This is a genomic window from Falsiroseomonas frigidaquae (assembly GCF_012163145.1).
Lineage (GTDB): Bacteria > Pseudomonadota > Alphaproteobacteria > Acetobacterales > Acetobacteraceae > Falsiroseomonas > Falsiroseomonas frigidaquae.
In genome coordinates this window covers 602644-615581 of record NZ_JAAVTX010000001.1, presented here as the reverse complement: position 1 = coordinate 615581, position 12938 = coordinate 602644, and the positions used below count along the sequence as shown (strand labels likewise).

10 protein-coding genes are annotated in these 12938 nt (G+C 71.6%); all 10 read left to right on the top strand.

The features are described 5' to 3' along the window. Positions 1 to 26 precede the first annotated feature (26 nt). The 10 genes from HB662_RS02950 to HB662_RS02905 all read left to right on the top strand — a co-directional run bounded on the left by HB662_RS02950 (position 27) and on the right by HB662_RS02905 (position 12937). Positions 27 to 821 (top strand): formyltransferase family protein, encoded by a 795-nt coding sequence (locus HB662_RS02950; RefSeq protein WP_168046956.1) that lies wholly within the window; start codon positions 27 to 29, stop codon positions 819 to 821. Beyond that, on the top strand, positions 818 to 1597 hold the full coding sequence (locus HB662_RS02945; protein WP_168046954.1) for a hypothetical protein: 780 nt from the start codon (positions 818 to 820) through the stop codon (positions 1595 to 1597). Before HB662_RS02950 ends, HB662_RS02945 begins: the two co-directional genes overlap by 4 nt. Continuing rightward, positions 1594 to 3621 (top strand): MFS transporter, encoded by a 2028-nt coding sequence (locus tag HB662_RS02940; RefSeq protein WP_168046952.1) that lies wholly within the window; start codon positions 1594 to 1596, stop codon positions 3619 to 3621. The genes HB662_RS02945 and HB662_RS02940 overlap by 4 nt, the downstream gene beginning before the upstream one ends. Further along, positions 3621 to 4616, top strand: a complete 996-nt coding sequence (locus tag HB662_RS02935; protein ID WP_168046950.1) for an ABC transporter substrate-binding protein — start codon at positions 3621 to 3623, stop codon at positions 4614 to 4616. The genes HB662_RS02940 and HB662_RS02935 overlap by 1 nt, the downstream gene beginning before the upstream one ends. A gap of 3 nt (positions 4617 to 4619) precedes the next feature. After that, positions 4620 to 6659, top strand: a complete 2040-nt coding sequence (locus HB662_RS02930; protein WP_168046948.1) for a PP2C family protein-serine/threonine phosphatase — start codon at positions 4620 to 4622, stop codon at positions 6657 to 6659. Beyond that, entirely contained in the window at positions 6659 to 6994 is a 336-nt protein-coding gene (locus HB662_RS02925; RefSeq protein ID WP_168046946.1) for an STAS domain-containing protein, read from the top strand. The genes HB662_RS02930 and HB662_RS02925 overlap by 1 nt, the downstream gene beginning before the upstream one ends. A gap of 1 nt (position 6995) precedes the next feature. Next, a complete protein-coding gene (locus tag HB662_RS02920; RefSeq protein WP_168046944.1) occupies positions 6996 to 7427 on the top strand; it encodes an ATP-binding protein in 432 nt (143 codons plus the stop codon). Positions 7428 to 7717: 290 nt separating this feature from the next. Beyond that, complete coding sequence (locus tag HB662_RS02915; RefSeq protein ID WP_168046942.1) at positions 7718 to 9226, top strand: hypothetical protein; 1509 nt, start codon at positions 7718 to 7720, stop codon at positions 9224 to 9226. Between the two features lie 143 nt (positions 9227 to 9369). After that, on the top strand, positions 9370 to 10782 hold the full coding sequence (locus tag HB662_RS02910) for an NHLP bacteriocin system secretion protein (RefSeq protein WP_168046940.1): 1413 nt from the start codon (positions 9370 to 9372) through the stop codon (positions 10780 to 10782). Between the two features lie 4 nt (positions 10783 to 10786). Further along, positions 10787 to 12937 (top strand): cysteine peptidase family C39 domain-containing protein, encoded by a 2151-nt coding sequence (locus tag HB662_RS02905; RefSeq protein WP_168046938.1) that lies wholly within the window; start codon positions 10787 to 10789, stop codon positions 12935 to 12937. Position 12938: the final 1 nt, after the last annotated feature.

The window sequence follows — 12938 nt, the reverse complement described above, 5'->3', positions numbered from 1 at the left end:
ACGCCGCAGATCCACGGGAGCGCGGCATGAGGATCGCCATCTGCGTCAAGAAGGACATCCACGGCCTTCTTGCGGCCCGTATTCTCGCCGCCCGGCTGGGATTCGCGGAGCTGCGCTTCTTCTGCAGCGTCAAGACGCGCCAGGCGGAGGACGACGTTCCGGCGCTGCGGCTGATGAAGCTGCTGGAACGCGATGTCGCCATCGACACGCTGGCGATGATGGAGCCGCCGACCCCCGGCCTGCCGCACACGGACGAATGGGTCCCGCTGCATGACATGCGCGCCGATGGCGGGGCCGCAACGCTGCTGGCCTTCAAGCCGGACATCGTCATCTCCGCGCGCTTCAGCCTGATCTTTCCGCAGCGCGTGATTGATGCGGTGCCGCGCGGCATCGTCAACGTCCATCCCGGCGCGCTGCCGGGCTATCGCGGCCTGTTCGCGCCCTTCTGGCAGGTGCTGCGCGGCGAACGGGAACTGGGCTGCACCGTGCACATGGTGGATCGCGGCATCGATACCGGACCGATCCTCGGCGTGGCGCGGGTGCCCTTCGATGCCACGCGGTCGCTGATGTGGCACACGGCGGGGCTGTATCGCGGTGGTGTCGCCATTGCCGCGACGGCCGCCACCACGCTGGCGCGCGGCAGCCAGCCGGCTGGCACGCCGCAGCCCGCGGGGGGCGCCTATTTCCGCTTTCCCAGCGCCGCGGATTTCGCCGCCCTGCCCATTCCGATCGTGCGTGCGCGCGACTACGCGCAGGTTCTGGGAGACGCCTTCATGCCGCTTCACGGGGAGACCTGCACGCCGCAGCGGCAGGCGGCATGAGGGGGGAGCTTTCCTTCGCCACGCGCCTGACCGGCGTGCTGGCGACCATGCTGCTGCTGGGCTGCGGCCTGGCGGCGGGGCTGAACTACCTGAAGTTCGAACGCATGCTGCTGGAACAGCAGGCGCGCGTGCTGGAGATCCTGGCCGGCGAGCTGGGCAGCACGGTGGAGAACAGCCTGGCACTGGGCGTGCGTCTGGCCGGCGTGCCCGGCGCGCAGGCGCTGCTGGAACGCTCGCGTGCCGCGGAGCCGCTGATCGCCGGGCTGACCATCGCGGATGCCGACCATGTCGTGCTGTTCGACACCGACCGGCAGAACATGGGCGGCACGCTGCCGCGGGACCACCTGGCCCCGCAGGGCCAGGCCGAGTCCTGGCGCTTCCGCGATGGCCCCCGCTACGGCATCGGCGCGCCGATCATCAACGGATTCGGCCAGCCCGAGGGCGCCATCCTGCTGCGCTACGAACGCTCCGCGGTGGATGAACGGCTGGCCGCCGCGCTGCTCGCCATGATGCAGGCGACGCTGCTGGCGCTGGCCATCGCCATTCCGGCCGGCGCGCTCGGCCTGCACCTGGTCACGCGCCATACACGCCGCTGGTTCGCCGCGATGCAGGAGGCGATGCAGCCCGGCGCCGCGCCGGCCGCGCTCGCCGCGGGGCTGCAGGTGGCGATCGCCGATACCGATACCGTACTGACCGAGGCCGAGGCCCAGCTGGAACAGATCGCGGCGCAAATGCCGGAGAGTGTTCCGCAACCGATGGAGGCCATTGCGCCATGACGCCTGATCGTCGCCTGGTGGGCCGCGTCGTCGCGGTCGCCGTGCTGCTGCTGACGCTCGCCGTCGGCTTCGTCTCCCACACCGCGCTGCGGAGCTTCGAGACGGAGCTGCGGCCGGAGCTGGAGCGGGAGGCCACCATCGTCGGCAGCATCGGCGCGCGCACGCTGCAGCGCGCGCTGGATCTCGGCGTGCCGTTCAACGGTCTGTCGGGGCTGGATGAATACCTGGCCAGCCTGCTCGCCGCACGGCAGGGGCTTGCCTATGTGCTGCTGACCGATGCGGCGGGGCAGCGCATCGCCAGTGCCGGCGATGCCTCGGGTGACTTCGCCGGCCTTCCGGCGGGCACCGTGGCGCCGGAGCGCGGTGCGCTGATGCGCCTGCTCGGCGGCAGCTACGATGCGGCGCTGCCGGTGCTGGAATCCGGGCGGGTCGCGGGCTGGCTGCATGTGGGCATTGCCCGCGCACGGCTCGATACCGCGCTGGATGACATGCGCTGGGACGTGTTGATCGTGCTGCTGGTGGTGCTGCTGGCCACCACGGAATTCCTGCGCTTCGTGCTGTCCCGCACCGTGGCCGCGCCGATCGGCATGGTGCTGCGCCTGCAGTCGCGGCTGGCTGGCGGCGACTGGACGCTGCGCGCGCCGGGCGACATGGGCGCGGAAGCCGGGCGCGTGGCGCGGCACCTGAATGTGCTGGTGCGCCGCATGAACGACCGCTGGGACCGGCTGTGCTGGATGGCGGCGCAGTCCGGCGCCGCGCAGCGGGCCGGCGCAGTGCTGGACGGCGTGCGCGAACGGCTGCGCTTCGGCGTCGCCGCCGTGCAGGAAGGGCTGGGCGCGGGCGCGGCCTCGGCCCGGCTGCCGCTGTTCCTGTTCGTCTTCGCCGAGCAGCTCTCCACCTCCTTCAACCCGATCTTCGCGCTGGAGCTTGCGGGCGGGCAGGGTGGCATCATGGGCGCGGCGCTGCCGATCGTGGCTTTCGTGGCGGCGGTGGCGCTGTTCACGCCCTTCGGCGGCGCCGTGGTGGCACGCCACGGGCCGCGCAATGCGCTGCTGATCGGGCTGCTGCCGGCGGCCATCGGCCATGTCGGCGCCGCGCTGGCGACGGACCTCACCACCTTCGCCATCGCCCGCGCCGTCTGCGGCGCCGGCTATGCCATCGTCACCATCGCCTGCCAGGTGCACCTGGCGCAGGAAGCGCCGCAGGGCCGCGTGGCGCGCAGCCTGGGTGGCTTCACCGCGGCGGTGATGACAGGCGCCGTCTGCGGCACCGCCATCGGCGCGGTGATGGCCGACCGCGTCGGCTTCCGCCTGACCTTCGTGCTGTCCATGCTGCTGGTGGCCGGCACCGCGCTGCTGGTGTGGCGTGCCTTCGCCGCCGGCGGTGCCAGCGAGCAGAAGCAGATGGGGCTGTGGCACAGCGCCCGCGCCGCCTTCGCCGAGCCGCGCTTCGCCTTGCTGGTGCTGTTCGCGGCGATCCCGGCCAAGGTGCTGCTCGGCGGCTTCATCTTCTTCCTCGCGCCGCTGGAGCTGCGCGAGCTGGGGCTGAGCCAGGCCGCGATCGGCCGCAACGTGATGCTGTATGGGCTTTGCATGCTGCCGGCGATCCTGGTCGGCGCCTGGCTGACCGACCGCACCGGGCGCGGCGGCCTGGTCATCGCCTTCGCCGGCGCGCTGAACGGCGTGGCGCTGCTGCTGCCGATGTGGCTGGACCGCGAGACGGCGCTGCCGCTGGCGATCATCGGCACCGGCCTGGCGCAGGGCCTGGCCGCGGCGCCGATGCTGGCGATCATCCCGGGGCTGAGCCTGATGCGCGGCGCGCCGAATTCGGCCGCCATGCTCAGCTTCCTGCGCCTGGCGGAGCGCTTCGGCAGCGTCATCGGCCCGCCCGCGGCGGCGGCGCTGCTGGCGCTCGGCACCGGGCAGGAAACCATGCTGGCGCTGGGCGTGCTCTCGCTCGCCACCGCCATCGGCTACGCGCTGTCGCTGGCGTTCCAGCGACTTCGGCAGAGGGAGGCGGCGTGATGCTGCATCGTCGACATCTTCTCGCCGCGTCGGTTCTTGCAGCACCGGCGCTGCTGCTGGCGGCCCCTGCCACGGCCCAGCAACGGCCTTTCCGCATCATGATGCTGCTGTTCCGCGGCTGGGAGGAAGCCTGCGACGGGTTCCGGGACCATTTCGCGGCACGCCGCATCCCGGTGGAACTGATCGTGCGCGACATCGCCCAGGATCTGCGCCGCGTGCCGGATCTGGTGGCGGAGGTGCGGGAGGTGAAGCCGGACCTGGTCTATGTCTGGGGCACCTCGCTCGCCATCGCGGCGCTCGGCCCGTGGGATGCGCCGGACCCGGTGCGGCACATCAGCGGCGTGCCGGTGGTGTTCAACATCGTCACCGATCCCGTCGGCAACCGCATCGTGCGGTCCCGTGCGGAACCCGGCCGCGCGGTGACCGGCACCGAATACATCGCGCCGGTCGAGGTGCAGATGCGGGCCATGGCGCGCTACCGCGCCTTCCGCCGCGTCGCCACCACCTTCAACCCGAATGAGCGCAACTCGCTGTCCGTGGTGGCGCAGATGCGCGCGCTGCTGGGCGATGGCGTGGTGGAACTGCCGGTGGCGCTGGATGCGGCGCGCAAGCCGATGCCGGAATCGATCCCGGATGTGGTGGCGCAGGCGCGGCGCGCGGGCGCGGAATGGTTGTACATTCCGCCCGACACTTTCCTGAACGACCATCGCGCCGTGTTGACCCGCGCCGCGCTGGATGAGGGGCTGCCCTGCTTCTCCGCCAGCGAGCGCTTCGTGCAGTTCGCCGAGGGGCTGGCCGGGCTGGTCAGCCGCTACTACAGCGTCGGCGCCTTCACGGGCTTCAAGGCGGAGCAGATCCTGCGCGGCGGTCGCGCCCCGGAAACCATCCCGGTGGAGACGCTGACGCGCCTGTCCTTCCTGATCCGCATGGAAAGCGCGCGGCGCCTGCAGATCTTCCCGCCCGTCGGGCTGCTGCGCGTTGCGGAGACCGTCTGAGCCATGCTCCTCCGATCCCGCATTCTGCTGCTGTTCGCGCTGGCCACGCTGCTGGTCGCCGCTTCCGTCGCGCTGCCGGCCTGGCTGGTGCTGCGCGATGGCGAGGAGCGCGCGGCAACGCTGCGCGCCAGCCTGCAATCCGCCACGCTGCGCGAAGCGGTGGACCGCGCCGCGGCCCCGCTGGTCGCCGCGCTCCGCGCCACCGCGACGGACGCGGCGCTGCTCGCGGCCCGTGCCGACAATGACGAATCGGCGCTGCGGCAGCGGCTCGCCGCCTTGCGTGAGGGCCTGGGCATGGCCGGGCGCATGGACATGGTCGGCGGGCAGGGCCAGCTTCTGGCAGCGGCGCCCGCCGCGGCCGACCCGCTGGCCAGCGGCGCCGCCGCCTTGCAGCGCGACCTGGTGCCGGGCCAGGTCAGCGCCGGCTTCGAATCCGCCGAGGGCGAGGTGCTGCTGGTGGCCAGCCTGCGGCTGCCACAGGGCGAATTGCTGTCGCTCGGCGTTCCGGCGGAAGCGGCGCTGGGGCAGATCGCGCGGCATCTCGGTGCCGACCTGCTGATGCGCAACCGTAGCGGCGCACCCCTGTTCGCCAGTACGCCGGCCTTGCGCGAAGACGCCGGGGCTTTGCAGGCGGGCGAGACGGTGCAGATGAACGGCCGGCTGTTCCGGCTGGAGGCGACGCCCTCGCAGAATTCGTCGGGGGCGGTGGTCGGCGAGATCCTCGTCCTGGCCGATGCCACGGCGGAAACCCAGTCCCGCCGGCTGCTGCTGCTGGTGGCCTTCGGCCTGCTGGTGGTGGCCGCCGCCGTCACCTGCCGGGCGCTTTACGGCGTGATCCGCGATGCGCTGGACCCGTTGACCGAACTGGCGCGCGCGCTGCAGGCGGTGGCGGGCGGCGACATCTTCGCCTCCGCCGCCATCGGCCGGCGTGGCGATGAGGTCGGCGCGATCGGCGAGGCGCTGGAGGCGCTGCGCAGCAACACCCTGACGCTGGACCGGCTGCAGACCGGCAACCGCCTCGCCGGGCTGCGCGAGCGCGCGCTGATCGGGCAGGAGATTGCCCGCCTGACCGCCGTGCTGGAAGGCCCGGCGCGGCGTGAGATCCTTGGCCTGCTGGAAGGCGAGGGCGCAACCCTCGGCCCGGCCTTCGCGCGACTTTCCGGCCATGTGGTGCAGCAGCACCGTGCCATGGCGGAACTGCTGGCGGAACGCACCCGTGACCTGGCCCTGGTGCGCCAGGCGCTGGACGAACGCCTGCAGTTCAACCGGATGCGGGAGGAACTGGACGTCGCACGGCGGCTGCAGCTTTCCTCGCTGCCCACCACCTTCCCGGAACGCCCCTGCTTCCGCCTGCACGCCGCGATGGTGCCGGCGAAGGAAGTCGGCGGCGATTTCTGCGACCTGGTGATGCTGGACGAGCACCGCCTGGTGCTGATGATCGGCGATGCCTCCGGCAAGGGCGTCGGCGCCGCCATCTTCATCGCCATGGCACGCAGCCTGCTGCGCGCCGCCATCAGCCGCGGCGCCACGCCGGCGGAGGCGCTGGCCCAGGCCAACGACACGCTGGCGGCGGATAATCCGACGCTGATGTTCGCCACCGCGATCGTCGCCGTGCTGGATTGCCGCACCGGCGTGCTGACCTACGCCAATGCCGGCCATAACGCGCCGCGCCGTCGCTGCGAGGATGGCCGGGAAGGCGAGTTGCCGGTCGAGGTCGGCATCGCGCTGGGCGTGATGGATGGCATCGACTTCGCCGACCAGACCCTGGTGCTGGAAGCCGGTGACCATCTGCTGATGTTCACCGACGGCGTGACGGAGGCGATGGGCCCGGGCGATGCGATGTTCGGCGATGCACGGCTGGCCGCCATCGTCGGCGATCCGCGCAACGCCGACCCGGCGATGCTGGTCGAGGCTGTGGCAACCAGCGTCGAGGTCTTTGCGGAGACGGAGCCGCAGGCGGATGACATCACCATGGTGGCCTTGCACTGGCGCGGCACGGAGCCGGCGTCAGTCATCTACACCCGCGAGAAGGAGACGGTTTGATGGACGTGACCACCGAAGTGCATGGCGAGGCGCTGATCCATCGTGTCAGCGGCCGCATCGATACCGGCACCGCCGCCGATGCGGAGCGCAAGCTGACCGCGGAGGTCCGCCAGGGCCGGCGTGTGGCGATGGACATGACGGGGGTGGCCTATGTCTCCTCCGCCGGGCTGCGCGTGGTGCTGATGGCGGCGAAGCTTGCCAAGGCCAATCGCGGCGCGATTTCCCTGTTCGGGCTGCAGGCAACGGTGCGAGAGGTCTTCGCCATGTCGGGCTTCGACAAGGTGGTGACGATCCGCGACGACGAGGCCTCGGCCCTTGCGGCGGTCGCGCCCTGACATGGTCGAGATCCGGCTGAGCAGCGACCGCGCGCCCGAAGCGGTAGAGAGCACGCTCGATGCGATCGAGGCGCATCTGGTGGCCGCCGGCGCGGCGGAGCCGGAGGTGATGCAGATGCGCCTGGTGGCGGAGGAGATCGTTACCAACATCGCGCGCTGCGCCTGGCCGGAGGGTGTCGACGCGCAATTCCATGTGGAGCTGGCGGCGGAAACGCGCGAGGCCGGGCTGCATGTCAGCATGACGACCATCGACGATGGCGTGGCCTTCGACCCGACCGCGCAGGCGGAACCCGATATCGAGGCATCGCTGGATGACCGCGGCATCGGCGGCCTTGGCATGTTCCTGGTGCGCGAGATGACGGATGCGCAGCGCTATGAACGTGAAAACGGCGAGAACCGGTTTCGCGTGGAGCGCCTGTTGCCGCGCGGCTGATTGGCGGCTGTGCCTGCCGGCGCGATCAATGCGCCGGCCATGCGGTGCGTAAGCGCGAATTTCGAACAACCTTGGGATCGTAGCCGGTCGCGTTGCCGGATTGGCACGTCGGCCATCCGCCTCTGCCGCAGGCGCTGGAAGCCGGATTTCCACCAGGCATCCCGGCCTCGAAAGGTTTCGCCAACAAAAAAGTAACGAATGCGGAGCAAAGTATTCGAAGGAGGCCGCCTGAATACGGCTCCTGAACTTGTCGACTCGTGCGCAGAACAATTGACCCATGGAGCCATCCTATGAGCCCTCCTGACAACAACGCATGGGTCGATCTTGATGAGGGCTCCCTCGCCTCCGTCGTCGGCGGCAGCGGTTCGACCAACGCAGCGCCGACCGGTGGTGGCGAGGAGGATGAGGCCGAGTTCGGCGGCAGCATCTCCAGCCCGACCGTGGTGTCGGGTGGCGCCTCGACGGGTGAGTCGGTCTCGACCAGCATCGTGGTGAACGGCGTGACGCTGGAAGCCGGCGCGGGCTGGGCGGCGGGTGCCGAATACGAAGTGACGCATACCGGTGCGGGTGCCGGTGCGGGCGTCGGCGCTGGCGTCTACGCGACCGGCAGCGTGACGGACGGCAACGTCACCACCACCGTGACGCTGGAAGCTGGCGCGGGCGCGCAGGTCGGCGTGGAAGTCGGCGTCACCGGCATTGGCTACTCCGCCTCGGCGGGTGTTGGCGGCAGCGTGACGGTGGAGGTCGCGACCGAGCACGACCTGGGCAACGGCACCACCGCGACCACCACCACCACCACGGAAGTGGGCGTGAAGGCCGGCGTCGAGGGTACCGTCTCGATCGGCACGGAGGGCGTGCAGACCGAGGCCGAGATCATGGCCGGGGCCTATGCCTCGGTGACGGTGGAAGCGACGATCGGCGGCGAGGAAGGCTCCGGCACCGCGTCGGTGGGCTATGTGGATCCGGGTTCGGCGGGCGTCGGCGCGGAGGTCGACGCGGGCTACCAGGATGGCGAGATCACGATCGGCGTGGGCGGCGAGGTGTCGCTGCTGGTCGGCGGCGTGAATGTTGGCGTCAGCGGCACGGTCGATGTGAACGCGGTTGGCGACACGGCCAGCGAGGCTGCGGTGCAGGCCGAGGCGCAGGCGTTGGTGGCGGCGGAACAGGCCGCCGCCGAAGCGCGCGAGGCGGTGGCCGAGGCGCGGGAAGCCGCCGAGAAGGCCGAGCAGGCCGCGGACAATGCGCGCGAGGTCGCCGAGAAGGAGGCGAAGGAAGCCGCCAATGCGGCGGGCAAGGTGGGTCGCGGCTTCGGCAACATCGGCAACATCGGCAATCAGGTCAAGGCGCAGATCGAGAAGGCGCAGGCCCAGGCCGCTGATGCGGTGGCGGATGGCCTGGAGGCGGCCGCGAGCAAGGCGGCGGCCACGCTCGCCGCTGCCCAGAAGGTCCTGGACAGCGCCGAAGGCACCGCCGGGAAGCTGCTCGACAACGCGTCCGATGCGGTGAAGGCCACGGCCGAGCAGATCGAGGCGGCGGCCGAGAAGGCCGCGGCCGAGGCGCAGGCGGCGGCCGAGAAGGCGGCGGCCGAGGTGAAGGCGGCGGCCGAGAAGGCTGCGGCCGAGGCGCAGGCGGCGGCCGAGAAGGCGGCGGCCGAGGTGCAGGCGGCGGCCGAGAAGGTGGCGGCCGAGGCGAAGGCGGTTGCGGATGCCGCGGCCTCCGCGGCGGCCAGCGCCGGCAACGCCATCAGCAAGGGTGCGACCAGCGCGGGCAACTCCATCAAGAAGGCCTTCAAGCTCTGACGCCCTGATCCGGCAGTCGGGCGGCGGAGCGCCACTGAGGCGCGACGCCGCCCGCTGCTGGTCCAAACCTGCCTCCGCCTGCCCCGCGCCCGACCGGGCGCGGGCACGGCTTTCCGTTTCCAGTCCCAGAGGGAACTATCTGCATGAGCGCCCCCTCCAGCAGCGCACCCGCCAGTCCACCGACCTTCCGCGCCGAGGCGGTCGCCTCGGCAACCTCCGTCACCGTGGTCGAGGATGCGCTGGAGGTGGTGCAGCCGCCGCTGATGGTGCTCTGGTGGGGTCTGGCGGCGCTGGTTGTCGGCCTGCTCACCTGGTCGGCGACCACCGACGTGCCGGTGAAGATCGGCGGCCAGGGCATCCTGCTCTCGGCCGGCGGGCTGACCGATATCGTCTCCGACACCGAAGGCCGCGTCGTGGAATTGCTGGTGGCGCCGGGCGATACCGTCACCGCCGGCAGCGTGGTCGCGGTGGTGGACCAGGCGGAACAACGCCTTCTGCTGACGGCGGCGGAAGGCGAGCTGCGCGACGCGCAGGCGGCACGGGCGGAAGTGCTGCGCTTCCAGGAACGCGACACGGAAGCGGACCGCGCCTGGCGCGTGGCGCGCGACGAGGGCCTGTCGCAGAGCCTGCGCTCGGCGCAGGAACGGCTGCGGCTGATGACGGAACGCGAGCAGGTGGTGCGCGACCTCGCCTCCCGCTCGCTGGCAACCCGCGATCGCGCGATCGGTGCGCAGGTCGAGCTGTTCGGCATCCGCGACCAGATCGAGACGGTCCGCAACGACCGCCGTGTGCTGGGGCTCGACGCCGTGATGCGGCAGACCCAGCGCGAGAAGGACCTGATGACGGCGGACCAGCGCGTCGCCCAGGCGGAACGCCAGGTGACCACGCTGAACGAACGCATCCGCCGCATGGGCGCCATCCGGTCGCCCTTCGACGGGCGGGTGGTGGAGGCGAAGGCCAATGCCGGCCAGGTGGTCAACCGCGGCGGCCCGCTGCTGACCCTGGTCCGCAGCGACGTGCCGGGCGCCGAGGCGGGCGGCCTGGTCGGGCTGATCTATGTCGGCGCGCAGGACGGCAAGAAGCTGCAGCCGGGCATGTCCGTGGAACTGTCGCCGGCCACCGCGCCGCAGCAGGAATACGGCTATCTGCGCGGCCGGGTGGTGCGCGTGGCGGATACGCCGGCCTCCTCCGCCGGCATGCTGCGGACGCTGCAGAACGACGCGCTGGTGACGGAATTCCAGCGCAACCAGCGCACGCTGTTCGAGGTGAACATCGTGATGGAGCGCAACGCGCAGGGTGGGCTGCTGTGGTCCGCCGGCAACGGCCCGCCCTTCACCATCGAGGGCGGCACGCCGGTGGCGATGCAGGCCACCGTCCGCAACGTGCGGATGATCTCGCTCGGCCTGCCCGCGCTGCAACGCTGGCTGGGCGAGGATGTTCGCGTGGCGGCGGCGCCGCCCGGCACCCTGGCGGCGGCGCCGCCCGGCACCCTGGCGGCGGCGCCGCCTGGCACGGTTGCGGCGGCGGCGCCTGCAACAATCGCCGTGGCGCGCTAGGGCCATGCGCACCCCCACCATCCTGCAGATCGAGGCCGCGGAATGCGGCGCCGCCGCGCTCGGCATCATCGCCGCCCATCACGGGCTGTGGCTGACGCTGGAGGACCTGCGCGCCCGCTGCGGCGTCTCCCGCGACGGCAGCAAGGCACAGCACATCGCGGCGGCAGCGCGCGAGATGGGCTTCGAGGTGCGCGCCGTGCGCGGCGAGCCGGAGGCGCTGGCCACCGTCGAAGGCCCGGTGATCCTGCATTGGGGCATGGACCACTTCCTGGTGCTGGAGGGCAAGCGCGGCGGCAGCTGGCAACTCAACGACCCGGCGCGTGGTCGCCGCCGCGTCGATGACCGCGAGCTGCGCCGCCAGTTCAGCGGCATCGTGCTGATGATCAAGCCCGGCCCCGCCTTCAAGAAGGGCGGATCGCCGCCGAGCGCGATGCGTGGCCTGGCGGACCGGCTGCGTGGCTGCCGCCGCGCCGTGCTGCTGGCGATCGGCATCAGCGTGATCCTGGCGCTGCCGGGCGTGCTCGGCCCGTCCTTCCGCCAGGTCTTCATGGACCGCATCCTGTCCGCCGGCGTCATCGCCTGGCTGTGGCCGATGCTGCTGGCGATGCTGGGCGTCGGCGCCTTCGCGGCGCTGTGCACCTGGATGCAGAAGACGCTGCAGCACAATCTGGAAACCCGCGTCGCCGTGGCCGGTGGCATCGGCTTCATGGAACGCGTGCTGCGCCTGCCGATGTCCTTCTACGGCCAGCGCGGCCCGGCCAGCATCGCCGACCGCGTCATGCTGAACGACCGCGTCGCCGGCATCGTCGCCGGCGAGATCGGCGGCACCATGCTGGCGCTGATCATGGCGGCGATCTACCTGGCGGTGCTGCTGCTGTTCGACCTGCGGCTGGGCCTGGTGGCGCTGGCCGCGGCCGCGGCGCTGGCGGTGGCGCTGGCCTTCCTCTCGGCACGGCTGAAGGAGGACCAGCAGCGCCTGATGAACGAACAGGCGATGGAGGCGGCGGAGGCGAAGCAGGGCCTGCGCATGATCGAGAGCTACCGCGCCAGCGGCAGCGAGGCGCTGCTGTTCGACCGGCTGATGGCGCGCCGCGCCCGCGCGCTGAACCTGCGGCAATCGCTGATGCTGGGCCGCACCGCGCTGCGGCACCTGCCGGGGCTGGCCACCGCCGTCGCCGCGGCCACGTCGCTGGCGATCGGCGGCGGGCTGGTGATCGGCGGGCAGATGTCGATCGGCGCGCTGGTCGCCTTCCAGTTCCTGCTGGCGGTGTTCCTGTCCCCGGTCGGCCGCCTGGTGCAGCTCGGCCCGCGCATGCAGGAAGCCGGTGCCAGCCTGCGCCTGCTGGACGACACGCTGCAACACCCGCTGGCGGAGGAGTTCACCAATCCCCCGGCGGCGCCACGGCTGATCCGCCGCCTGGATGGACGGATCGAGCTGCGCGACGTCACCTTCGGCCATTCGCGCCGCGCCGCGCCGCTGATCTCCGGCGTGTCGCTGGTGGTGGAGCCGGGCGAGCGGGTCGGCATCGTCGGTGCCTCCGGCTCCGGCAAGTCCACCCTGGCGCTGCTCGCCGCCGGGCTGCATGAGCCGTGGTCGGGCCAGGTGTTGCTGGATGGCAAGCCGTTGCGGGAGATTCCGCGCGCCGTGCTGCGGCAGAGCGTGCAGGTGGTGGACCAGACGGCGATGCTGTTCACCGGCACGGTGCGCGACAACATCGCATTGTGGGATCCGACGGTCTCCGAGGAACGCCTGCACGCCGCGGCGCGCGATGCCGCCATCCACGACTTCATCCTGGAGCGGCGCGAGGGCTACGCCTTCCCGATCTCCGGCGGCGGCACCAACCTGTCCGGCGGCCAGCGCGCGCGTATCGAGATTGCCCGCGCCCTGGTGCAGGACCCGCGCATCCTGCTGTTCGACGAGGCGACCGCGGCGCTGGACGACCAGACCGAGGCGGAGCTGCTGTCCAATATCCGGCGTCGTGGCGCCACCATGCTGGTGGTGGCCCACCGCCTGGCGCCGCTGCGCGATTGCGACCGCGTGGTGGTGATGGAACGCGGCGCCATCATCGAGATGGGCCCGCCGGCGGAGCTTGCGTCGCGACGCAGCGCCTTCGCCAAGCTGATGCTGCCGTCCGTTGCTGAAGTAGGGGCCTGAG